Origin of the sequence: Wenyingzhuangia sp., assembly GCF_039768515.1 — a bacterium.
Lineage (GTDB): Bacteria > Bacteroidota > Bacteroidia > Flavobacteriales > Flavobacteriaceae > Wenyingzhuangia.
In genome coordinates, this window is the sequence record NZ_JBDNAI010000005.1 from 14734 (window position 1) to 39453 (window position 24720).

The 24720-nt window shown below is 33.1% G+C and carries 25 protein-coding genes; 17 read left to right on the plus strand and 8 right to left on the minus strand.

Annotation, left to right across the window (positions count from 1 at the left end):
* Nucleotides 1–74 precede the first annotated feature (74 nt).
* The 4 genes from ABF281_RS00220 to ABF281_RS00235 form a co-directional block, all read right to left on the minus strand.
* Entirely contained in the window at nt 75–563 is a 489-nt protein-coding gene (locus tag ABF281_RS00220) for a hypothetical protein (RefSeq protein WP_347179689.1), read from the minus strand.
* A gap of 88 nt (nt 564–651) precedes the next feature.
* Nucleotides 652–1050 (minus strand): hypothetical protein, encoded by a 399-nt coding sequence (locus ABF281_RS00225; protein ID WP_347179690.1) that lies wholly within the window; start codon nt 1048–1050, stop codon nt 652–654.
* Nucleotides 1051–1056: 6 nt separating this feature from the next.
* Nucleotides 1057–1608 carry an RNA polymerase sigma factor gene (locus ABF281_RS00230; RefSeq protein ID WP_347179691.1) on the minus strand — a complete coding sequence of 184 codons (552 nt, stop codon included), beginning with the start codon at nt 1606–1608 and terminating at the stop codon, nt 1057–1059.
* A gap of 343 nt (nt 1609–1951) precedes the next feature.
* On the minus strand, nt 1952–2824 hold the full coding sequence (locus ABF281_RS00235; RefSeq protein ID WP_347179692.1) for a leucine-rich repeat domain-containing protein: 873 nt from the start codon (nt 2822–2824) through the stop codon (nt 1952–1954).
* A gap of 272 nt (nt 2825–3096) precedes the next feature.
* On the opposite strand from ABF281_RS00235, the gene ABF281_RS00240 reads away from it, so the two are divergent.
* The 5 genes from ABF281_RS00240 (at nt 3097) to ABF281_RS00260 (ending at nt 7663) form a co-directional block, all read left to right on the plus strand.
* The gene (locus ABF281_RS00240; protein WP_347179693.1) at nt 3097–4923 is read left to right on the plus strand and encodes a DEAD/DEAH box helicase; all 1827 of its coding nucleotides are present in this window, start codon (nt 3097–3099) and stop codon (nt 4921–4923) included.
* A 223-nt stretch (nt 4924–5146) separates the two neighbouring features.
* Nucleotides 5147–5608, plus strand: a complete 462-nt coding sequence (locus ABF281_RS00245; RefSeq protein ID WP_347179694.1) for a DUF6452 family protein — start codon at nt 5147–5149, stop codon at nt 5606–5608.
* Entirely contained in the window at nt 5589–6305 is a 717-nt protein-coding gene (locus ABF281_RS00250; protein WP_347179695.1) for a DUF6048 family protein, read from the plus strand. The genes ABF281_RS00245 and ABF281_RS00250 overlap by 20 nt, the downstream gene beginning before the upstream one ends.
* Nucleotides 6306–6308: 3 nt before the next feature.
* Nucleotides 6309–7268 carry a 2-oxoglutarate and iron-dependent oxygenase domain-containing protein gene (locus ABF281_RS00255; RefSeq protein ID WP_347179696.1) on the plus strand — a complete coding sequence of 320 codons (960 nt, stop codon included), beginning with the start codon at nt 6309–6311 and terminating at the stop codon, nt 7266–7268.
* 44 nt (nt 7269–7312) lie between these two features.
* A complete protein-coding gene (locus ABF281_RS00260) occupies nt 7313–7663 on the plus strand; it encodes a translation initiation factor (RefSeq protein ID WP_347179697.1) in 351 nt (116 codons plus the stop codon).
* Here the strand turns inward: ABF281_RS00260 and ung are convergent.
* Entirely contained in the window at nt 7636–8346 is a 711-nt protein-coding gene (ung, locus tag ABF281_RS00265) for a uracil-DNA glycosylase (RefSeq protein WP_347179698.1), read from the minus strand. The genes ABF281_RS00260 and ung overlap by 28 nt on opposite strands.
* Nucleotides 8347–8418: 72 nt before the next feature.
* Here ung and ABF281_RS00270 point away from each other — a divergent pair, with 72 nt between their 5' ends.
* Nucleotides 8419–10629: a DNA mismatch repair protein MutS gene (locus ABF281_RS00270; RefSeq protein WP_347179699.1), complete on the plus strand. Its 2211-nt coding sequence runs from the start codon at nt 8419–8421 to the stop codon at nt 10627–10629.
* Nucleotides 10629–13472 (plus strand): hypothetical protein, encoded by a 2844-nt coding sequence (locus tag ABF281_RS00275; protein ID WP_347179700.1) that lies wholly within the window; start codon nt 10629–10631, stop codon nt 13470–13472. The genes ABF281_RS00270 and ABF281_RS00275 overlap by 1 nt, the downstream gene beginning before the upstream one ends.
* Here ABF281_RS00275 and ABF281_RS00280 read toward each other — a convergent pair.
* Both ABF281_RS00280 and ABF281_RS00285 read right to left on the minus strand, forming a co-directional pair.
* Nucleotides 13469–13789 carry a DUF721 domain-containing protein gene (locus ABF281_RS00280; RefSeq protein ID WP_347179701.1) on the minus strand — a complete coding sequence of 107 codons (321 nt, stop codon included), beginning with the start codon at nt 13787–13789 and terminating at the stop codon, nt 13469–13471. The genes ABF281_RS00275 and ABF281_RS00280 overlap by 4 nt on opposite strands.
* Entirely contained in the window at nt 13789–14871 is a 1083-nt protein-coding gene (locus ABF281_RS00285) for a DNA replication/repair protein RecF (protein ID WP_347179702.1), read from the minus strand. The genes ABF281_RS00280 and ABF281_RS00285 overlap by 1 nt, the downstream gene beginning before the upstream one ends.
* A gap of 136 nt (nt 14872–15007) precedes the next feature.
* Between ABF281_RS00285 and ABF281_RS00290 the strand changes: the two genes are divergently transcribed.
* The 8 genes from ABF281_RS00290 to ABF281_RS00325 all read left to right on the plus strand — a co-directional run bounded on the left by ABF281_RS00290 (nt 15008) and on the right by ABF281_RS00325 (nt 21904).
* Complete coding sequence (locus ABF281_RS00290) at nt 15008–15784, plus strand: tetratricopeptide repeat protein (RefSeq protein ID WP_347179703.1); 777 nt, start codon at nt 15008–15010, stop codon at nt 15782–15784.
* On the plus strand, nt 15784–16263 hold the full coding sequence (gene ribH, locus ABF281_RS00295) for a 6,7-dimethyl-8-ribityllumazine synthase (RefSeq protein ID WP_347179704.1): 480 nt from the start codon (nt 15784–15786) through the stop codon (nt 16261–16263). The genes ABF281_RS00290 and ribH overlap by 1 nt, the downstream gene beginning before the upstream one ends.
* Nucleotides 16264–16335: 72 nt before the next feature.
* Nucleotides 16336–16617, plus strand: coding sequence for a hypothetical protein (locus ABF281_RS00300; protein ID WP_347179705.1), 282 nt, complete (start codon nt 16336–16338; stop codon nt 16615–16617).
* A 12-nt stretch (nt 16618–16629) separates the two neighbouring features.
* Nucleotides 16630–18504, plus strand: coding sequence for a DNA mismatch repair endonuclease MutL (gene mutL / locus ABF281_RS00305; protein WP_347179706.1), 1875 nt, complete (start codon nt 16630–16632; stop codon nt 18502–18504).
* A 4-nt stretch (nt 18505–18508) separates the two neighbouring features.
* Nucleotides 18509–19234 carry a rhomboid family intramembrane serine protease gene (locus ABF281_RS00310; RefSeq protein ID WP_347179707.1) on the plus strand — a complete coding sequence of 242 codons (726 nt, stop codon included), beginning with the start codon at nt 18509–18511 and terminating at the stop codon, nt 19232–19234.
* 3 nt (nt 19235–19237) lie between these two features.
* Complete coding sequence (locus ABF281_RS00315) at nt 19238–20071, plus strand: rhomboid family intramembrane serine protease (protein WP_347179708.1); 834 nt, start codon at nt 19238–19240, stop codon at nt 20069–20071.
* A 4-nt stretch (nt 20072–20075) separates the two neighbouring features.
* Complete coding sequence (locus ABF281_RS00320) at nt 20076–21089, plus strand: endonuclease/exonuclease/phosphatase family protein (RefSeq protein ID WP_347179709.1); 1014 nt, start codon at nt 20076–20078, stop codon at nt 21087–21089.
* A gap of 17 nt (nt 21090–21106) precedes the next feature.
* The gene (locus ABF281_RS00325; RefSeq protein ID WP_347179710.1) at nt 21107–21904 is read left to right on the plus strand and encodes a carboxypeptidase-like regulatory domain-containing protein; all 798 of its coding nucleotides are present in this window, start codon (nt 21107–21109) and stop codon (nt 21902–21904) included.
* A gap of 38 nt (nt 21905–21942) precedes the next feature.
* On the opposite strand, the gene ABF281_RS00330 is transcribed toward ABF281_RS00325, so the two are convergent.
* Entirely contained in the window at nt 21943–22620 is a 678-nt protein-coding gene (locus tag ABF281_RS00330) for a DUF2461 domain-containing protein (RefSeq protein ID WP_347179711.1), read from the minus strand.
* Nucleotides 22621–22749: 129 nt separating this feature from the next.
* On the opposite strand from ABF281_RS00330, the gene ABF281_RS00335 reads away from it, so the two are divergent.
* Nucleotides 22750–23514, plus strand: coding sequence for a TIGR02757 family protein (locus ABF281_RS00335; RefSeq protein WP_347179712.1), 765 nt, complete (start codon nt 22750–22752; stop codon nt 23512–23514).
* Nucleotides 23515–23649: 135 nt separating this feature from the next.
* Nucleotides 23650–24720: an ABC transporter permease gene (locus tag ABF281_RS00340; RefSeq protein WP_347179713.1), complete on the plus strand. Its 1071-nt coding sequence runs from the start codon at nt 23650–23652 to the stop codon at nt 24718–24720.

Genomic DNA, 24720 nt, shown 5'->3' on the forward strand with positions numbered 1-24720 from the left:
AACAATTCGAGACATTTAAACACAAAAAAAGCTGCAAAATGCAGCTTTTTTATGTTCGATTTTAATATCTCTTTTTAATTCTCAACTGTTTCTGCTTGAGGTCTTCTTGAATCTCTCCTTGCTTTTCTACGGGCGTTATTCTTTGCCTCTCCTTTTGCTGCTCTTCCTTCTTTTCTATTGGCTCTCATCGCTTGTAACAATTCTTTTTGCTCATCACTTACAGTTGCTCTAAATGCTTCTTTTGCTTCTTTTACAGATGCCTTATTAGCACTTAACAACTCTTTCTGAGCTTCTGTAAAAGTTTCACTTAAAGCTTGACGTCTTTCTCTTCTTGATAAACTTTCATTTTCTAAAATAGCCAATTGGTCTTCACTTAAGGTCGCTTTAAAACTTTCTTTGTTGGCCTTAACCAAATCTCTCTGCGCTTGAATCATTTCTTTTTGAGCATCTGATAGAATACTTTCTCTTTGAACGACATCAGTTGCAACTTCTTGTGCCTGAACTGTTGTTAACCCAATAAATAGTGCTGCTAAAACTAATGTGATTTTCTGTACTTTTTTCATCTTTTGTGTTTTTAAATGATTAATTTTTTGTTTACTCTATTTCTTTAGAACCATTGTTCTCTAAAAAGTTTTATTTCTGATGTTTTTTTTAAAAATTTTTTAAAATTTCAAAATCTTCTAGCATGTATGCATCAGCTAACTGTTCAAGATACATGTCATCCTCTACAAAAAGAGTATTGATTAATATCTTGTGTTCAACCTCATGAATCGCAAAAGTGCTATTGTTTTCCTTTTGGGTAGAAAACATAAACAAACCAATTAAAAAAGAGGCCGCAATAGAAGAAGCAAAAGAAATTTTTACAACTCTTGCTTTTTTTCTTCTTTGTACGGTCTTATTTAAAATCCTTTGTTTGGAGGCAGAAAAATATTCGGAAGGAACTTCCATATTAAAATTAGATTTGTGTTTTTCTGCAACTTCTTGATCAAAAGATGCACTTTCGCTTCCTTTTTTGTTTTTTGAAACATATTTGTTCTTAAAATCTATCATCTCTATTTACTTTACCTCAACATTTAACACTATTTGTTTGATCAAATCTACTGCTTTATAGTAGATTGTTTTCACTGTACCCTCTTTAACCTCAAGTATTTCTGATATCTCTTTAAACTTAAGATCATCGTAATATTTCATATAAAATATTTTTTTCTGCTTATTCGAAAGTTGTTGTACACTACTTTGAAGCTTCTCCTGAATATAATTTCCATCAAAATACTCTTGGTCTGCAAAATGAGTAAAGATCATTGACTCAATTTCCTGGCTGGAAGAAAAATACTTGTTTTTTTCTCGATCTATGAACCTCAACGACTCATTGTAAGCAATTTTATACATCCAAGTGTGTAAAGAACTTTGCTGCCTAAAATTAGGTAGGCTTTTATAAATCCTAACAAAAGTGTTTTGCAATACATCGTCAGCATTTTCGTGACTACCCACCAATTTACGAATATGCCAATACAAGCGTTCCTGATAGGTATTGACCAACTCAGAGAAAGCTCTATCCCTTTCTTTAGAACCTAGCAAACGCTTTATGAAATTTGATTCGTTTTTCAAAAAATGAATTATTATTACAATATTACAAATACTTAGACCTCAACTTTCATAAAAAGTTTTAAAAAATATTTTTTTTTTCAAGGGCATTGGTTTTTCCTTATAAACATCTAGCAGAGCGATATTGACATTATAACAAGACCAGTGATCTTAATTTTTCTAAAAAAAATTAAAAATTTCAGCTTTGACTTCAGTGTTATCAAACAATTCAGCATAAATAGCGGAACTATTGTACCTCAATTTTTTTAGAAACCACTCCTCTGTTGGTGTCAATACGCACCAAATAAATTCCTGGCGACAAATGAGAAACCGAAATGGTATTTGATTTGGTGGTTGTCAAACAAGTTCATAAAATCGTAAATATATAAACCGATTTTATTTGAGTGTTATTTTTGGAGGTAATGTGCAAATTATCGTAAACCAAATGCAAATCGATGTTTTGCTCTACTTGAAAATCCTCCACACTCAAATCTTCATCTTCAGTTACACTCTTAAATCCAGTCCAACCCGCTGTAGCATAAGCCGCTGCAGTTCCCGAAGGGATAATAAGATCTATCACGCTATTATCATTATCGTTATCCCAAATAAAAACATCGTCTCCTAAATTTGCTGGTTCAATGCTTAAAGAAGTAACCGTATTGATATCATTAAATCTGAACGCTTCAGTGCCAATATGAGTGATCTGGGCAGGAAGGATTACCGAAGTCAAATCATTCCTTAGAAAAGCAGCTTGTCCAATACTAGTTAATCTATCGGGAAGGGAGATCGAGGTCAAATGATTATCAAAAAAAGAAGAAGCTCCAATACTGGTTACAGTATTAGGAAAGATCACTGAGTCTAAAAGATTTGCTTGAAACGCATTATTTCCAATATGAACCAAACCCTCTGAAAAGGTTACGGATGTGATAGAATTTCTAAAAAAAGCAAAAGCTCCAATAGTGGTTAAGCTAGAAGCTATTTCTACCGAGGTTAAGTTATTGTTTGTAAAAGCATCAACTCCAATACTTGTTACCCTATAAGTAACTGCATTATGAATCACAGTATTAGGGATGGTAATCTCAGTAGTGGCACCTACATAATCTTTTGCCTCAACTTCTGCAGGAGTACTACTGGTTACTATATATTCAATATCGTTACTCGCAAAGAATGTTTCTCCTTTCGTTTGTGAAAACCCAAGACTTATTGAAAACATGGCTAAAATAAATTTAATTCTTATCATTTTTTTACATTTTTATCATTTAAAACAGTATAACTATAAAATATATACAAAAAACATTTATTTATATTAAATAATATTCATTTTTACTTTAGAATTATTCTATTTTGATTAAAAAAAAGATACATACCACTACACAAGCACCAAAAGCAACTCCTAGACGGCATTAACCAACTGGAAAAACGATCATCTAAAATAAATACAGTATATTTGCATTTTTATAATCAGATTTGCAAACTAGTCGTATGGGTTTGTGGATCACAAACAAACTTAACATGTCGACATTTAGCGAATTGGGCTTGAAAGAAGAAATTCTTTCGGCTCTTATTGATATGGGGTATGAAACTCCATCAGAAATTCAAGAAAAAGCAATCCCACAAGTCATCTCTTCTACTGATGATTTAAAAGCCTTTGCCCAAACCGGTACTGGAAAAACAGCAGCTTTTAGTTTACCTATTATCCAACAAATAGATGTAGAAAACAGCAACGTTCAAGCTATCATCCTATCTCCAACTCGTGAACTGGCGGTACAGATTGGAGATCAAATAGAAAAATTCTCAAAAAAAATAAGAGGTCTAAAAGTGGTTACTGTCTATGGAGGTGCTAGCATTGAAGATCAGACTAGAAAATTAAATAGAGGAGCACAAATTGTAGTGGGAACTCCAGGTAGAACCGTAGATTTAATCAATAGAAGAAGACTAAAACTAGGTAATTTACAATGGTTGGTTTTAGATGAAGCTGACGAAATGTTGAACATGGGATTCAAAGACGATTTAGATGCCGTTCTAGAATCTACTCCAGAAACAAAACAAACATTACTTTTTTCTGCTACATTCCCTAGAGAAGTAGAAGCGATTGCACGTAATTACATGCATGAACCTGTAGAAATTTCTGCAGGAACAAAAAATACAGGATCGGATGATGTTAGTAATGAATACTACGTTGTATCAGAGCGAAATCGTTATGCTGCAATCAAACGTATTGCAGATGTTAATCCTGATATCTATGGTATCATATTCTGTAGAACTCGACGCGAATGTCAAGAAGTTTCAGAGAAATTGATAGCTGATGGTTATAATGCTGATTCTCTACACGGAGACTTATCACAAGCACAACGAGATAGCGTAATGCAAAAGTTTCGTAAAAAAACCATTCAAATGTTGGTCGCAACAGATGTGGCTGCTCGTGGTTTAGATGTTAATGATTTGACACACGTCATCAATCACAAATTACCAGACCAAAATGAAGCATACACACACCGAAGTGGTCGTACTGGTAGAGCTGGTAAAAAAGGAATTTCTATCGTTTTGGTAACCTCAAGAGAGGTTGGGAAATTGAGACCTATTGAACGAAAAATCAAAAAGAAATTTATCAAAAAAGAAATTCCTAATGGAAAAGAAATTTGTGAAATTCAATTGTTTAAACTGGTTGAAAAAGTAAAAAACACTGAAATCAATACAGAGGCTATTACAGAATACTTAGAAAACATTTACGAACAATTTGAAGGACTGTCAAGAGAAGAATTGATTCAAAAATTTATTTCTGTGGAGTTTAATGCTTTCTTAGCTTACTATGCAAAAGCAAACGATATTAACGACAATAGACCTGCTAGAGAACAAGATGACAGAGGTAGAAGAAGAAATGATGAAAACATGTCTCGCTTCTTTATCAATATCGGAAGAAAAGACAATTTAACCCCTCCTCGTTTGATGGGATTGATCAACGATCAAAACATTACAAACAATGTAGAGATCGGTCAAATTGAAATTTTAGACACCTTCTCTTTCTTTGAACTAGACAAGAATTTTGAAAAAGAAACAATTGATGCATTTTTAGCCAACGCTCCTGAATTTGAAGGTAGAGGGGTGAATGTTGAAATCACAAAAAAACGTCGCTCAAGTGGTGGTGGTGGTAGAGGAAGAGACCGTAGACCTCGAAGAGATAGTGGAAATTTCCGTGGAGGAGAAAGAAACGATAGACAACGAAGAGACAACGGAGACTTCAAAGGAAGACGTAGAGATTCTGGAAACAGAGATAATGCTAACCGTAGTGGAGCAGCTGGACGTATCCAAAACAAATCTTGGGGTCGAAAAAGAGACTAAACCTTTTTCCTTCTATTGGATAAAATAAAAAGAGGACTGCATGAAACAGTCCTCTTTTTTTTATGGAAAAAAATCAAACCTGTTAGAGACCTATAGCTCCCTGTAGAAATAATAATTTTTAAACGCTGTAGGATCAAAACACACTCGCTCCTCTTCCTAAAGACGATGATCTTATTCCACAATAATCTCAAAAATTATATTTAAAACTACTATATTTGAAGACATGAAAACAAGAAAAATACTCGTTTGGATTCCTATTCTTTTCACAACATTATACAGTTGTCAAGATGAGTTTTGTGTAGATGCGACCACTCCAGAATTGATCATACGTTTTTATGACAAAGAGAACATAAATAACCCCAAATCTATATCTTTGATTGTTTGGGCGAATGAAAAAGACACATTGTACGAGGGAATAAATACAGACTCATTAGCTGTACCATTAGATACTAAAAACACATCTGTTACCTATCATTTCTCTATCTTAGATCGTCTCAACAGTAAAGAAGAAATTAGGATTGAGTACACAACAGAAGATATATTTGTCTCAAAAGCCTGCGGTTTTAAAAGTGTTTTTAACAACCTAAACATCAACACTACAAACCTTAATTGGATAGACAGCCATACAAAAGTAGCCACAAAAATCATCAACGAAAACGAAGCTCATGTTAAAATTTATCATTAGTTCACTCATCGTATTTACCTCTCTTACTTGTACTTCACAGATCAAAACACTTGAACCCAAAGACGATACCATAAAAAAAGATAGTATAAAAGCGTTTTACAATCCAAAAACATATGGTCTACGCATTGGAGCTGATCTTACAAAACCTGCCATTTCTTTCATAGAAGACGATTATAACGGCTTGGAAATAGTTACGGATTGGAGAATCAATACGCGTTTATTTGCCGCTGGAGAAATAGGCTATACCAAAAACACAAATAATGAAGACTACTTTACTCATACTGCTAGAGGAACCTATTTGAAAGTTGGGATTAACTATAACCTTTACACAAACTGGCTAGAAATGGACAATGAAACTTTCCTAGGAATGCGATACGGAACTAGTTTCTTTAACAATGAGATCAATCAATATGAAATCGCACAATACGGAGATTATTTTGACCCCAAGAAAACTACTGGTACAAAATATACAAATCTTAACAGCCATTGGCTAGAGGTAGTTGCTGGATTAAAAGTAGAAACTTTTAAAAATTTATTTCTAGGCTTTATGATTAGCGTCAGTAAATTGATCACAACCAATCATCCTAACAATTTCAAAAACACCTATAGCCCAGGAATGGGTGAAATTTCTAAAAATGGAACTGGAGCCAATTTCAATTATACCATTTCATACAGAATCCCTCTCTACAAAAAATAAATCATGCAAAATATTCCTTCCGTAGACCTAAATCAATTTCTATCCAACAACCCAACTGACAAATCAAGTTTTGTAACTCAAATTGGAGATGCATTCAGTAACATAGGATTTGTAGCTCTAAGTGGCCACTTTTTGTCAGAGGAACTGGTAGAGGAATTGTACACAGAAATCAAAAAATTCTTCAACCTTCCTCAAAAAACAAAAGAAAAATATAATGTTGAGGGACTCGGTGGTCAACGAGGCTATACCTCTTTTGGTCAAGAGAGTGCTAAAGGAAAAAAAGAAGGGGATTTGAAAGAATTTTGGCATTTTGGACAATATATAAATCCTGATGAACTGCTAACAGATGAGTTGAAAAAAGTTCTGATTCAAAATATTATTGTTGAAGAACTTCCTAGATTTAATAAAGTTGGAAAAGAAGTTTATCAACAATTAGAAAAAACTGCTAAATATATTTTAAGAGCATTAGCGATTTATCTTGAAATTGATGAGTTTTACTTCGACGAATTTATACATAACGGAAATAGTATTTTAAGACCTATTCACTACCCACCTATTGAAACTGAACCCAAGGGAGCAGTAAGAGCCGCTGCCCATGGAGATATCAATCTAATTACATTGTTAATGGGCTCTCAGGGTAAAGGTCTACAAGTGAAAAATAGAGAAGGAAATTGGATTGATGCCATTGCGCAACCAAATGAATTGATGATTAATGTTGGTGACATGCTTTCGAGGCTAACCAATAACAAATTAAAATCAACCGTACACCAAGTTGTAAACCCCCCTCAAGAGCTATGGGGTACTTCCCGCTACTCAATTCCTTTTTTTATGCATCCAATTCCTAATATGGAATTAAACTGTCTGAAAAACTGTATTTCTGAAGAAAACCCTAAACAATTTAAAAACATTACCGCGGGCGCATTTTTATTCGAGAGACTCAAAGAACTAGGTTTGGTAAAATAGTATGTCAAGACAACAATTTTTATATTTGCAAAAACAGGAATTAAATGGCTAAAAAATTAAATGATTTATCTGCACTAGGAGCTTTTGCCTATTCTACCAATGAAGATTTATATTTTGACAATGGTGAAGACGACATGGAAACACCTGCCAACAGTCAACAGAAACTAGAAGCTGTTTTTTCTAACAAAGGAAGAGGGGGAAAAACAGTTACTATCATCAAGGGGTTTGTTGGGACAGAGAAAGACTTAAAAGCACTAGGCAAGCATCTAAAGAACAAATGCGGTGTAGGCGGAAGTATTAAAGATGGAGAGATCATAATCCAAGGCAAGCACCGTGACAAAATTATGGACATATTAGCCAAAGAAGGTTACAAAGTAAAAAGAGTTGGTGGTTGATACTTGTTTTTCAGCTTCCAATTTATTTTTTCTTTGCCAGTACGCTCCAAATATTCATTGGTTTTAGAGAAATGATGCCCCCCAAACCAACCTCCTTTGTTGGCTCCCAAGGGAGAAGGATGAGTAGCTTTTAAAACTTTGTGCTTACTAAGGTCAACTAATTTTTCTTTTTTTTGTGCAAATCCTCCCCAAAGTAAAAAAACAACACCTTTTTTTTGTTTCGATATCTTTTCAATTACCGCATCGGTAAAACAATTCCACTTAAATTTTTGATGACTATTTGGAATTCCTTTAGTCACCGTTAGGGTAGAATTTAACAACAGCACCCCCTGCTTTGACCAGTCCATTAAGTCTCCGAAATCATTTGGCATGTCGATTTCTAAATCTTGTTGAATCTCCTTGTATATATTTTTTAGTGATGGTGGAAGTTTTTGACTTCCCACAAAAGAAAAACACAACCCATTAGCTTGTCCTTCTCCGTGATATGGATCTTGACCAATAATTACAACTTTAAGTTTTTCAAATGGACAATATTTAAAAGCGTTAAAGATTTTATTTTTTGGAGGGTAACAAATATTATCTTGGTAGGCTGACGTCACTTTTTCAATCAAATGAATCCAATAAGGTTTGGTAAACTCTTCTTTTAAGATTTCTTGCCAATCATTTGGTATCAAGGTCTGCATATTTATTATTGAATGTGTATTTTTGTAACCTGACCAAAATAACAATATTTACGGTAAGTACACAATTTTAGCATGAGTCAAATACACAGTAAAACCTTACAAGATTTAGAATTCTCTATCATTTTAGAAAGTATTTCCAAACATTGTACTTCAGAAAAAGGAAAAGAGTTGATCTTAAACATCACTCCTTTTGCAAACAAACCAGACTTAGAGATTGCATTGTCACAGGTGAATGAATACCTGAGTTCATTGGTAAGTGAAAACAGAATCCCAGGACATTATTTTGATGATATTGACAAAGATCTAAAGCTTTTGAAAATAGAAAACAGTAAGTTGTCTCCAGAAGCATTCTTAAAAATTGCTAATATTTCAAACACTTCAAATGAAATCATTCTTTATTTCGAGAAATTTGAAGAGTATTATCCCAAATTATCTATACTGACTAAAAACATTGAATTTACAAAAATCATTGTAGATGCTGTTTTTAAAATTATCACCAAATATGGTGAAGTACAGAACAAAGCATCTGTTCATTTAAATCAAATTAGAAGAAAGTTAAATTCTGTACGTGGACAACTGGGAAGTTCATTCAACACTGAACTTGCTAAATACAATAAAGCTGGCTATCTTGATGACATCAGGGAATCAATCATTGAGAACCAACCTGTTCTAGCGGTTCAATCCATCCATCGAAAAAAAGTAAAAGGTAGTGTTTTAGGAACATCTAAAACAGGAAGTATTGTGTTCATTGCCCCTCAAAACACATTAAACCTCTATCGACAAGTTCAGGAACTAACAATAGAAGAAAAAAAAGAAATCGATAGAATCTTAAGGGACCTTACCAATGAAATGAGGCCTTTTGCTGGATTGATCAATGACTACGTAAACCTCTTGGTTTCCTTAGATGTTTTGAAATCTAAAGCAAATTATGCAAATGAAATTAATGGGGTACTCCCCGTATTTTCAAAATCACATGAAATTGATTACATCAACGCATATCATCCTATTTTACTTGAAAAAAACAAACAGGATGATGCTCCGGTCATACCCCAAACCCTAGGCCTCAATAAAAAACAACAAATCATTGTAATCTCTGGGCCTAATGCTGGTGGAAAAAGTATTACCCTAAAAACCATAGGATTACTACAAGTAATGATTCAAAGTGGAATTTTAATCCCTGTACATGAAAAGAGTAAAACTCACTTTTTTGATCATATTCTTACAGATATTGGTGACAATCAATCCATAGAAAACCAATTGAGTACTTACAGCTATAGATTGAAAAACATGAGGGCGTTTTTAAAAAAATGCACCAACAACACGCTATTCTTAATTGATGAATTTGGAACAGGCTCAGATCCCGAACTAGGAGGAGCGTTGGCTGAAATATTTTTAGAGGAATTTTATCATGTAGGCGCTTATGGTATCATTACCACCCATTATACAAACCTTAAGGTACTTGCTGATGAATTAGAGAATGTAGTGAATGCCAATATGGCTTTTGATAGTAAAACTTTAGAGCCCTTGTTCATGTTGTTAATAGGACAACCCGGAAGTTCATTCACTTTTGAAGTAGCTCAAAAAAACGGAATCCCGTTTAGCTTGATCAATCGTGCCAAAAAGAAAATTGATAAATCTAAAGTTCGTTTTGATAAAACCATTTCTAAACTGCAACAAGAACGAAGCAATTTACAACGAAACACATTAGACATGGAATTGCAAAGTTCCAAAGCCAAAGAATACGCTGATGGATTGGTTGAAAAAGAAAACAAACTCAAAGAAAAACTAGAAAGGTTTCAAACTCTATATGACTCCAATCAACGAATTTTGAATATTGGTAGAAAAACAAACGAACTAATCAACAAATACTTCCAAACCAACAACAAAAAAGAGTTTAGAAAGGATTTTGAAAAGTGGGTAATCATTGAAAAGTCTAAATATGACCAAGCCCATCCTAAAATTAAAAAAACAAAACCTGAAAAGGCCAAAGAAAAAGTAGCAAAGAAAAAGGCAGAAATAGCTTTGAAAAGAACTGAAAATGAAGTACTCACAAAAGTTGTAAAGGTCAGAAAAGAAAAAGAAAAAAAAGAAAAGATTGAAACAGAGAAAAAAAACAGTTACATCTTTAAAATTAATGATAAAGTAAGACTAATCGATAGTAGAGCTAGCGGTATCATTGAAAAAATAGACAAGAAAAAAATAGTAATCAATTATGGAATGTTTACAACAACTACTACCTTAGATAAAATAGAGTTGGTCGTAGCTGCCAAAAGAAAAAAATAATGAAAAACTTCATTGTCATTATCTTTGTTTTATCATTGAATGCTTGGTCACAAAATCAACATGAACCCCAACATTGGGAAAAATTAACAAGTCCCCAGGCTACTATTATATTCAAAAAAGGTCAAGAACAAGATGCTCAAAAAATAGCAAATACCATTCAGTACATACAAGAAAACAACAACGCATCTATCGGTAACCATCAACAACCTATCGACATCATTTTGAGAGGAAATACAGTTGAATCTAATGGTTTTGTAACCTTAAGCCCTTTCAGAAGTGAATTTTACAATACTGCACCACAAAGCTTCAACAGTTTAGGAACCACAAACTGGATCAGTACCCTAGCTATTCACGAATATAGGCATGTTCAACAGTATTTAAATCATAAAAAAGGACTAACAAAAGCGCTACATTACATATTTGGCGATTCTGGCTGGGGAGCAGGAAGCATTTTAGCTGTTCCCGACTGGTATTTTGAAGGAGATGCAGTTGTGATGGAAACTGCGTTAACCAAAAGCGGCCGTGGTAGGTTACCTAAATTTAGTTCTTTACAACGAGCTATCTCAAAAAGCGGTACTATTTATACTTACCAAAAAACTAGAAATGGCTCCTACAAAGACATCACACCAAATCATTATGTAACAGGTTATCAAATGCTTAACTTCTATCGCAATCATTTTGATGCTTCAAAGCTAGATGATATTGCTGGTAAAGCAGCGGCATTCAAGTTTCCATTTTATGGATTTTCACAACAATTAAAAAAAGAAACTCAGCTTACAACCACTGACATGTACCATGCGGCGCTTACCGAAAATAAAATGAAATGGAAGAAACAAAGAAATCTTCTAGGGGTAAGTGATTATAACAGAATAAGTAAGAAAAATAATAGAGCAACTCTTTATGCTTTTCCCCAGATAGATGAAAGAGGAAATATCATCACATTAAAAACAACCTTTGATGAAATCTCAACATTTTACAAAATAAACTCAAAAGGTGAAGAAACAAAAATAACGACTTCAGTCATCAACATAGATCCTTATTTTTCTTATCAAAACAACAAATTGGTTTACAGTGGAATCCAGTATCACCCTAGATACAATTACACCAACTACAATAACCTCTATATTTACGATATCATTACTAAAAAAAGAAAACAACTCACCCATAAAAAAAGATATTTCTCTCCTAGTTTCAACAATGATGCCTCTAAAATTATTGCTATTGAAAACGACCAAAACATTAGTAAAATTGTAGTCTTAAACAGCAGAAACGGAAATACGATAACCCAATTAAAAGTTTCAGGTCATGCCTCTAGACCTCAATTCATAGCTGAGGAAGTATATGCATATTTACTCCATAATGATCATCAATTGGCAATCTTTAAGATTGACCAGGATGGAAATAAAACCCAATTATCACCTTGGACCAACCATAGTATTGATCACATACGTGTTGACCAAGACTTTATATACTATAGTGCCTCTTTCAATGGAATAGAAAACATTTACCAAACACCTGTAGACGGTAGTCAAATCATCAATCAAATTACAAATGTAGCTGTTGGTGCCTACCAACCAATAACAAAGCACGACAATATATATTTTGTCGAGCAAACAAAAAATGGAAATAAAATCTCATTCTCAAAAATTTCTCCAATTCCCTTTAAGATTAAAGAACCTATTGAAATGGATTGGAACAACAACAAAACAGTAGTTTTTGAAAATGGTTACATGCTAAAAAAAATAAAACATACAAATTTCAACACTTCAGCATATACCTCATCTTTTAAAAATTTGAAATTACACGATTGGAGTTATCGGTTAGACGATGAAATCATTTCTACCAAAGCAACGGCAACAAATTTGTTAAACGATTTTAGTCTCTCAAACGAACTTAGCTTCTACCCCAATGAAATTAATTCCTCGGGGATTGGATTTTCGGCTTCTTACAAAAAATGGTTTCCTACTTTAAATTTGGGAATTGATTATACCCGTCGAAATTTTAACAAATCATTAGAAGATCAATTTGGTATATTGCACGAAGGAAACATAGCCTACAACCTTTTTTCTGTATCCCCTAGTTTAACAATACCACTGGCTCAAGTTAAAGGTAATTACGTCAATAACATGTATTTTAATCTGGGATTTAAGTATTACGAAAAATCAACGTCTACTTTCACTTTTAGAGAAACAAAACAAGAAACAGAAGTAAAAAACACTTCTCTTCATTATGGCTTGTGTACAATGTCAATTGACGCATCGAGTATTAGAAGAAAGGCAAAACAACATATTAGTTCTCATGGTGGAATTTCAACAAAGTTAGAATACAACAGAACAATGTTTGGAGCAATCAATAAATATTATTTCAACACTCTAAACTATATATTTTTACCTGGATTTATAAAAAGTCATAACTGCTTCATGTCATTTGCGTATAGACAAATAGATCAAGGAAAAGACCGGGTTAATTTAAATCTAAACACTGATAATTTTTCTTACGCAAGGGGTTTTATAATTAATCCTTCATTAGCAGCTCAAAAAATTTCTATAAACTATCAATTTCCTATTGTTTATCCTGACTTTGGAGTTCTTGGTGTTTCTTATTTTAAAAGAATCAGAGCGAATTTATTTACTGATTTCAGTACCATTACTGATTTACAAAACAACAAAAGCAGACAGAATTCCGTTGGGATTGAAGTTATCTTTGACAACACCTTCTTTAACATCAGACAAGCTGAAGTGGGAATTGGTTACCGAGGGAGTTACCTCCTTACAAATGACATTGGAAGCACTAACCATCGTAAATATGTACATGGTATTTTTATTTCTACTGCCCTATTTTAGATAAGAATAACTTTTTTTATCAGCTCCTCCCCTAAAGATTCGTTCATCATCGTTAATATTTTTTCTTTTCCAAAACTCAACTCTGTCCTCAACGCTGAAGAAGATATTTTCACAACTAAAGTTCCACTCTTTAAACTTATACTTTCAGTATAGGATTTCACTCCAGGCCCCATTAACTTTGCCCATTCCTCGGCTACAGAAATCTTTTGAAACCCTGCCTCTAAATTGTTGGATTTGATAAAGTTTTTCATCAAATCACTAATAGGATTGGCCTCACTACTCCTAACTGACCTTTGATCTATTCTCTTTTTAGCCATTATAGATTAAATATTTTGTAGGGTTGCTTCGTCTTTTTTACAACACTCTCTGTTCTCTCTCCGTGGGTGTCAGTTATGAAAATTTGACCAAACTGATCTTTATTCACCAAATTGATTACCTGGGATACTCTATTTTCATCTAACTTATCAAACACATCATCAAACAAAAGAATAGGTTTCTTGCCAGTCAATTGCTTCATAAACTCAAATTGAGCAAGCTTTAAAGCTATTAAATAGGATTTTTGCTGACCTTGAGATCCAAATTTTTTAATGGGATAACCGTTCAATTCAAATTGCAAATCATCTTTGTGTATCCCAACAGAGGTGTACTGTAACATTCTATCTTTACCTAAATTCTGTTCAAATAAATCAATCAATGGAGCATCCTCTAACTGTGTTTTGTAAACCAAAGAAACTCCTTCCTTTGAATTGCTAATCTCTTTATAGCAAACATCAAAAATAGATGAGAATTCTTTTAAAAACCAAACTCTTTTTTCATGAATGTACACACTTAAATCATTTAGCTGCTCATCATAAACGTTTAAATTTAAAGCATCAAAAACTCGGTTAGCTGCGAAATATTTTAATAATGCATTTCGCTGTGTTAAAATTTTATTATAGTTGACTAAAGTTTGTAAATAGCGTCTATCCTGCTGAGCAATAACACCATCCATAAATTTACGACGAGTTTCACTTCCTTCTACAATTAAATCTCGATCGGAGGGAGAAATAATGACAAGTGGAAAGTTACCGATATGATCAGAGAATTTTTCATAAACTTTACCATTACGCTTCACCACTTTTTTGGTTCCTTTTTTCAAACTACAAACTATAGTCTCTACTCTTTCATTTTCTAATAGGTAATCACCCTCAATAATGAAAAAATCTTCTCCATGTTTGATATTCTGACTGGCCACAGCATTGAAATAACTTTTGGTATATGACAAGTAATAAATAGCGTCTAGTACGTTAGTTTTCCCGACACCATTGTTCCCAACAAAACAATTTATTTTAGCATCAAAATCAAAAACTTCGGAAGTGATGTTTTTGTAATTAAGTAAAGATAATTTGTGAAGATGCATGTTTATTTTTTTCAATTGAGAACAGAACCGCAATTTATCATTTTTTTGGTTAATTCAGTGTTTTGATATTCGATTAAAAAAACTATTTTTGTTCCTATCACATTTTAAATTAATTATTAAAACACAATATATTTCAATGGCTACCTATCAAAAAAGAGGATACAAAAAAACAAATGAAACTGACGAAGAAATAATTGTAGACAATACCGGAAATACAGAACACAGTACAACAGCGGAAGTTTTTAATACCTTAGAAGAAAGCGCTAACAAATCAGAGAAGTGGATTGAAAAAAATAGCAAACCCCTATTGATCTCGTTAATAGTATCAGTTGTCGCAATCTTTGGATATATGGGTTATACACAATTTGTTGTTGCTCCAAGAGAAAAAGAAGCTGCGGATGCATTGTTCTTTGCTAAAAAATCTTTTGTAGAAGCAAATAATAGCTCAAATGAAACATTATACACTACAGCTTTAGAAGGAGCTGAGGGTAATTTTGGTTTGGCTGACATCGCAAAGAATTATGGAAATACAGAAGCTGGAAATTTAGCTAAATATTATGCTGGAATTTCTCATGTCAACTTAAAAAATTATGATTTAGCAATCGAGTTTTTAGAGGATGTCTCAACAAAGGACAATGTACTGAACGCTATTGTTGCCGGTAATATTGGTGATGCCCACTTGGCTAAAAACAACAGTCAAGAGGCTTTGTCTTATTTTACCAAAGCAGGAGAAAACACTCAAAATAATGCCATAGCTCCCCTTTACTTAATGAAGGCTGGTAAAGTAGCTTTAACCTTGAAAAACTTCAACAAGGCACAAGATTTATTTGAAAACGTAAAAGAAAATTTCCCAAAATCTACACAAGCCAAAAATATAGATTTATACATCAACCAAGCTAAATACGCTAATTAATGGCTACAACAAACTTATCGGTATACGATAAAGGCGACTTACCAAACGTCAAAGGATTTAGATTTGGAATTGTAACTTCTGAATGGAACCCAGAAATTACAGAAAATCTAACTCTAGGAGCAATCGATACGCTACTGGACAACGGTGTTGCTCGAGAGGATATTATTAGTTGGAAAGTTCCTGGTAGTTTTGAATTGATTTACGGTTGTAAAAAAATGCTTGAGGGCAAAAATGTAGATGCCGTAATAGCTGTTGGAAATGTCATACAAGGTGAAACTAAACATTTTGACTTTGTGTGTGAAGGAGTAACTCAAGGAATTAAAGATCTAAACATCAAATATGATGTCCCTACCATTTTCTGTGTGTTAACAGATGACAACAAACAACAGTCTCTTGACAGATCTGGTGGTAAATTAGGAAATAAAGGCGTAGAATGTGCAGTGGCTGCAATTAAAATGTCAGCACTCAACAAACGTTAATACGACATTAAACACAAAGCATTATTGTCGAATTTTTCTTAAATTTGACAATAATGCTTTTTCTTTATCGCTATGTTTAAAACACCTTTCAAACCCACAGGCCATTATGTATTTAACTATAAGCCTAGATATTATGACGAACGTAAAGAGCGACTACTTGCTTTAGAAGATCGTTACAAAAGAGAAAGAAACGAAGATGAAGAAAACGAGTTCACAGTAACACTCTCAAAAAATAATCTTAAACACGAATGGAATAGATCAAGATCGTCTTCTAATGCAGATAGGAAAACAACTTACAGGTTGGCTATCATTATCGCGATTCTTTCTATAACGGCTATTTACATACTAAGATAATCCCTATTCCTAATGTCTGACATTATTCAATTATTACCAGACCATGTAGCGAACCAAATCGCTGCTGGTGAGGTTGTCCAGCGACCCGCTTCAGTAGTCAAAGAACTACTAGAAAATGCTATTGATGCTAGCGCTAAACATATACATCTCATAATTAAAAACGCTGGAAAAACCCTCATTCAAGTCATAGATGACGGTACCGGTATGTCTGAAACAGATGCAAGGCTTTGCTTTGAAAGACATGCTACTTCTAAAATTAGAGACGCTGAAGATTTATTTAACTTGTCTACAAAAGGTTTTCGAGGAGAAGCAATGGCATCCATAGCTGCGATCGCTCAGATAGAAATGAAAACCAAAAAAGAGGGGCAAGAATTAGGAACTAGAATTTTTATTGAGGGAAGTAAGATTACCAATCAAGAAACAATACCGACCGCAAAAGGGACCAACACATCTGTCAAAAACTTATTCTTTAATATACCCGCAAGAAGAAATTTTTTAAAATCTGATGCAGTCGAAACTAGACATATTATTGATGATTTTCAACGAGTTGCCTTAGTTCATCCTGATATTCATTTTATTCTAAATCACAACAATTCAGAAATCTTTAATCTTCCCCCTGGAAATTTAAAGCAACGAATCGTTCATGTTTTCGGTAAAAAAACAAACGAACGCATTATACCCATCCATGAGGAGACTGATGTTATAAAATTAACTGGTTTTATTGTAAAACCCGACTTTACAAAAAAAAAACGAGGAGATCAATTCTTTTTTGTTAACAAAAGATTTATCAAAAGTCCATATCTCCACCATGCGGTAAATGCTGCGTTTGAAGGGCTTAAAGAAAAAGGAACTCATCCTGGCTATTTTTTATACCTAAATGTTCCAACCAATACGATTGACATCAACATTCATCCTACAAAAACTGAAGTCAAATTTGATAATGAAAAAATATTATACGAAATCTTAAGGGCAGCAGTGAAACACAGCTTAGGGCAGTATAATATTGTACCTGGGATAGATTTCACCAAAGACAAGAACTTAGAAACCCCCTATGGTTATAAGGACAAACCTATAACAAATCCAAAAATTGAAGTTGACGCTAACTTTAATCCTTTTAAAACAGAAAATAACTTCAATCCTTTTCAAAACGAAAAAGCCAAAAGTAGCAGACCATTTTCTGGTAGTAACCCCTCTGTTCGTCAAAAAAACAATGAAGGAAATTGGGAATCTCTATATCACGGTATAGAATCTTTGGCTAATGTCCCGGTGGTTGAAAATGAATTGCACCAAGAACTCTTTGAAACTAAGGAGATAAAATTGGTTAAAGATTCATTTCAGATTCAAAACAAATATATTTTATGTAATTTAAACACAGGTACATACTTGATTCATCAACATTTAGCACATCAAAGAGTCTTGTACGAAAAATTTTTGGCGAACATAACTGTTAGAGAAGCTTCCAGTCAACAATTATTATTTCCTATTAGCATCAGCTATAGCAAACAAGAACTAGAGATTTTAAAAACAATAAAAGACGAACTGGAAAGCACAGGATTTTTGTTTGAGTGTTTGGCCGAGGAGCATGTAATAGTATCTGGAATCCCTACTACAATTAACGAGAGTCAAATTAGCATAGTTTTTGAACAGCTTATAGAAGACTTTAAAGAAGACATACAAGAAAACAGTTTTAGTCAGTTAGACATGATTTCAAAATCATTAGCAAAAACTTTAGCTATAAAAACAGGGACAAAGTTAAGTGAAGTAGAACAAGAAGTATTGATTCAAGAATTATTTGAATGCAAGGAAACTCAGTTATCTCCCTTTAGCAAAAAAATATATACTACGATTACTAGAAAAAAAATAGATCATATTTTTAACACCCATTAGAATAATGAATAGAGTACCAGATATTATTAAGCATCTCATCATCATAAACATTATCCTTTATATTGCTAGCATAAGCTTGCAAAATATAGATTTGGGTGCAGTTCTTAATCTCCACTATATTGATCATCCAAAATTTCAATTTTGGCAATTTTTCACGTACATGTTTATGCATAGTAAGACTAGTCTATTACATGTTGCATCAAATATGTTGGGTTTGTATTTCTTTGGTCCTCCGTTATACCAATTATGGGGAAAAAATAAATTCTTATTTTTTTACTTTTCTGCAGGAATTGGGGCTGCATTTATTTATATGGGAAATCAATATTTTGAATTTGAGAGTATTCTTAATGTTTTGATCGAAAATGGATTATACAGAAATGAAATCTACGAAATGTATTCTGCTGCAAAATATATACCTGATATTCCTATAAGTGGAAAAGGAGCTGAAATTTTTTCTAGCCCAATGCTTGGAGCTTCAGGTGCAATTTTTGGATTGTTAGCGGCTTATGGTTGGAACTTCCCAGACGCTGAACTCTACTTGTATTTTGTCTTACCCGTAAAGGCTAAATATTTTATCCCTGTAATTGTAATTGCTGATTTGATCTCAGGAATTACTGGACAACCGTTATTGAGCCCCGTAAATACTGCGTATTTTGCTCATGTGGGAGGTGCAATCATAGGATTGATAATGGCTATCATCTGGAAAAAAAACCAATATAGAATGTATTAGACAATGAATAATATATATACTCAAACAAAACATAAATACCAATATGGGTCTATCGTAGAGAAACTAATCATGGCAAATATTGCCTTGTTTTTGGTTACTTATTTGCTCGGTAGCTTAAGTTGGCTATTTGGGATTCAAGGCAATATTTTTTACAAGTGGCTATCTCTGCCCGCATCTGTTGGCCAATACTTCTCAAAACCATGGACGTTGCTGACATATGGTTTTATGCATGGCGGATTTATCCATTTGCTTTTCAACATGATGTTCTTATTCTATATTGGTAATTTATTCATCGATTATTTTTCTTCTAAAAAGTTGATCTCTTTCTATTTATGGGGGACTATTTTTGGAGGAATTACCTTTGTAGCGAGCTATAATTATTTTCCAGTATTACAAAATCAAAAAGCAACCTTGGTTGGTGCTTCGTCAGCTATCATGGCTATTTTAGTAGGGATCACAACATATATGCCTAATTTTGAATTGAAAGTAAGGTTTGTTGGTTTTGTCAAGTTATGGGTCATTTCTCTTGTTTTTGTTGTACTGGACTTAATCTTACTCAATGATGGCAATACTGGTGGTCATTTGGCACATTTAGGTGGAGCATTATATGGCTATATGGCCATTCGCTTTCCATATAAACTATCCTTTCAAAACCCTTTTAAATCTAAAACTCATTTAAAAACAAGTTACAAAGCCTCGAAGAAAAAAAAATCATCTACAACTACGAGTGAAGCCCAAAACAAAACAAATCATATTTTAGAAAAAATAAGTAAATCAGGATATGATTCTTTGAGTAAAGAGGAAAAAGAATTTTTATTTCAACAAGGAAAAAAATAAAATCATGGGGAAGTTAAATTTCTGGAATAAAGTTTTGTTTTTTTTCAACTTTGTGATCGTAGTATTACTACTGTTTACCTATTCACTACCTTACATAGATCCTGAAAACTGGTCAAGTATTTCCGTCTTAAGCCTTGCTTATCCGATCTTACTGTTCATAAATATTGCCTTTATCATCTTGTGGATCGTAAAATTAAAACTTCATTTTATCGTTTCACTAGGTTGTATTCTTATCGGAATTTCACATCTACACGACTTCTATGCTATTGAAAAAAAAGAAATTATAAAACAAAGCGATATTAAAGTTTTATCCTATAACGTAAGACATTTCAATGCACTCAAAGCCATAGACTCAAAAACCGTAAAGGAAGATATTTGTAGTTTTATAAACAATAAAAATCCTGATATCATTTGTTTCCAAGAATACAAAAACACTCCAAACCTAAAGATTGACCTGCCTAAAGTATATGAATATAAAAATTCTAATTTAGCGATTTATTCAAAATACCCCGTTGTAAAACAAGGGAATAGCCTTTTTAAGAAAGGTGGTAATAATATTGTTTATATAGATCTCAAGATACTAGACGAAACTATCCGAATCTACAACGTACACCTTCAATCTTTCAAACTTGACATCAATAAAGAAAATTATGGAGGAAAAGATAGTGAGGCCTTACTTAATAAGTTTATGAATGTCTTTAACAAGCAATCAAAACAAATAAAAGCGTTAAAAAATCATATTAAAGAGTGTCCACACAAAAGCATTGTCGTAGGAGATTTCAACAATACAGCCTTCTCTTGGAACTACCATGAAATCATGGAAGATAGAAAAGATGCTTTTACAGAAGCTGGCTCAGGTTTTGGTAAATCCTATGATTACTTTTTTCCTTTCCGAATAGATTTTATTTTGCCTGATAACACAATGGAGGTTGGTAAATTTACTACATATTACGTAAATTTATCTGATCATTTCCCTATCATGGCGAGAATAAGTTTAAACAGGCAAACAAAATTATAAAAACACAACACCTATTCATGATGACAAAAACAATAAAAATCATAGCTTTTGCCCTATTTCTGTTTACTAACTATAACAGCTCAGCACAGGACATACTTAGTTTTAGCATCAAAGGTAAAGTGACGAATATAGTAGACAGCTTAGCTATAGAGGGTGCATCATTACTGAATTTAACCAATATAGATGGTGAAGTTTCGGATAGAGAAGGTGGTTTTGAGATGAATGTAACCGAAAATGATACCATCCTAATTTCGAGCATAGGGTACGAATCCATAAAATTAAAAATAACTAAAGATCTTTCTAAAGGAACAGAACTGAACGTTCATTTATTTCCCCAATCTGAAAACCTACCTGAAGTTACAATACATGCATACAAGATTATAGGAGTGTTGGAAATTGATGTTAAGAACATTCCAACAGACAAATACAATAGGATACATGTAAATGGTCTCAGCCAAACATACGAAGTAAAAAACAACAAAATTGGGAGCAGTCTAGGTTCTGGGGGCGTTACCATCAGCAATCCTACTGACTACATTTACAATTTATTTGGATCCAAACCAAAAAAACTTAAAAATCTTAAGAGATTAAAAGACAAAGACGATACCCGTAAAATTTTGACCACCCGCTTTGATAGAGAAGTTATTTTAGATTACCTACAGATGGATCTTAACAAGCTTACTGAAGTATTATCAAACTGTAATTACTCCGCATACTTTATACAAAAAGCAACCGATTTACAGTTGATCGAGGCCGTGCTAGAGTGTTATGACAATCATAGTGCTGTCAAGAACGGAAACACTTCAAAAAAATAAGATTTAAACAAATCAGTATTTTATATAAAGCAATCCAACTAGAGAATTGACTCTCCGTTTACATCTGTGGTCAACACATCACTCATATAATCCAAAAACGGTCTTGCCGCATTAAAAGACTCCATGACCTCACTAAAAAAAGAGGAAGACAATACTTGATCATTGGTGAACTTCCTTAACAATAAAAAATCTTTTTTACGAATGAACTCTATAGCTTGATGCTCTTTATCAAAACCTTTAGGAGCTGTTTTTAGAGCCTCTCCCTTGTAAAAACCTCCAAAATATTTCTGAATAGCTGAGGAACTAATAATTTCATTTATTTCTTCGGTATCAGCTTCAAACTCTTTTCTTATTCGAAACAAATCTTCCTTATTCGGTTGCCAAAAACCACAAGCTAAAAAAGAACCTTTAGGAGTAATCTCTAAATGATAGCCACCTCTTAAGGCATCTGTAGATCTTTTAAAGCTGCAACTCCTATAGATTTTGTATGGAGTTTTGTCTTTAGAAAAGCGAATATCTCTATAAATCCTATAAGCCTTCATACTTTCAATAACATCTTGCTCATTTAACCCATCCATAACGTTTGTGAAAAATGATTTTAGTTTAGATTCTTCTTCAACAAACCAAGACTTATTCTCTGCAAACCAATCACGATTATTGTTTTCTTTTAATGCATTTAAAAAATTAAAAATTGAAGACTGAAGTTGAATAGACATGATACTTATGATTTATAAATAAAAAATAAAAATACAACCCATTCTATGGATAAACAAATTATAAGTTATGATATACAATAGTCTTAAACATCCCAAATTATGTATTTTTATCATTGCTAAAATGAACTTATGGATTCTACCCAATTAAAAGATTTTCTTAATCGCAAAGAAAAGCAATACAACAACAGAGATTTTATTGATAGTGATCCCGTACAAATCCCTCATCTATTTACAAACAAGGAAGATATTGAAATCGCAGGTTTTTTAGCTGCAACTATCTCTTGGGGAAAAAGACCTATGATCATAAAGAATTGTTTACAAATGATGAATCTATTGGGTCAAGCCCCTTATGACTTTGTTATGCACCATACAGAAGAAGACTTAGAAAAGTTAAACGATTTTAAACACAGAACTTTCAACGGCACTGATTTTAAATTTTTTATAACCTCTTTAAAAAACATCTATGAAAATCATGGTGGATTAGAACTATTATTTCAAAAAAACATCCAAAACAATTCCTTACAACCTGCCATACACGAATTCAAGAAAGTGTTTTTTGAAATTCCTCACCCCATCAGAACTACTAAACATGTGTCGGACCCTTTAAAAGGTTCTGCTGCCAAACGCATCAATATGTTTTTACGCTGGATGGTAAGACATGATCTACTTGGAGTAGACTTAGGGGTATGGAAAAAGATTTCTCCTGCTCATCTCTCTTGCCCCTTAGATGTTCATTCTGGAAATGTAAGCAGAAAATTAGGATTGATTACTCGCAAACAAAACGATTCAAAAGCCTTGGCTGAATTAGACAGCAATCTTAGAAAACTTGACCCAAAAGACCCTGTCAAATACGATTTTGCTCTATTTGGTCTCGGTGTCTTTGAAGACTTCTAACCCACATTTTATAAATCTATAGTTTGTATGAATAAGGATCCTTGCATAGGATCCAATTATCTCTCTCTAAATCTTTTTCATTCATTTTGGTTTATCAGTTTGGTAAATGATATCTTTGAATAAAATATATTGACATTGATCTCATTTTTGATTAAAAATATTATTAGAGGGTTGTTGAGCTTATTTGGCGTAGCGACATTACTTTTCTTTTTATTTAACCTTCTCGGGGACCCATCAAGGATGTTATTAGACCAAAGAGAGGATCAAGAACAACTTGAAAACATCAGAATAAAATACGGACTAAATCTCCCCTTACCCGTTAGATATATCAATTACATAAATGATGTATCTCCTATCTCTTTCCATAGCACTGATGAGAATGATTATAGTTTTCTTCCTCTCAACAAATCAAGAATTACTCTTTTAGAACGTGAAGTCTACCTAATGGTATTGAAGTTGCCCAATCTTAAAAATTCATTTCAAAAAAACGATAAAGAGGTGAGTAACATCATAAAAGAAACATTACCCAATACTTTTTTATTAGCCATCAGTGCCATTGGCATAGCTTTGGTTTTTGGACTTCTTTTAGGTATTATATCAGCGCTTAAATCAAATAGCTTTTTAGATAAGGGGATTATGATTATAAGTACATTAGGAATGAGTTTACCTTCTTTTTTCTCGGCAATATTGTTTGCCTGGCTATTTGGTTTTGTACTTCATAAATACACAGGATTGTCCATGACGGGAAATATTTTGGAAGTTGATAATTTTGGTGAAGGAACAAGGGTAGTTTGGAAAAACGCAATACTCCCAAGCATTGTTCTGGGAATTAGACCCTTAGCAGTCATCGTTCAATTGACTAGAAATTCATTACTAGATATCTTAAATAAAGATTATATCAGAACAGCAAAAGCAAAAGGCTTATCAACGTATGTAATCGTTAAAAAGCACGCACTAAAAAACGCTCTTAACCCAGTAATAACCACATTGTCGGGTTGGTTTGCTTCTCTACTAGCTGGTGCCGTATTTGTGGAGTATATTTTTAATTGGAATGGTTTGGGAAAAGAAATCGTAAATGCTTTAAACTACTCAGACTTGCCCGTAATATCAGGAAGTATATTAACAATTGCTGCCTTTTTTATAGTACTCAATATCTTAGTAGATATTTCCTACAGCATTATTGATCCTAGAGTGAAATTAAAATAA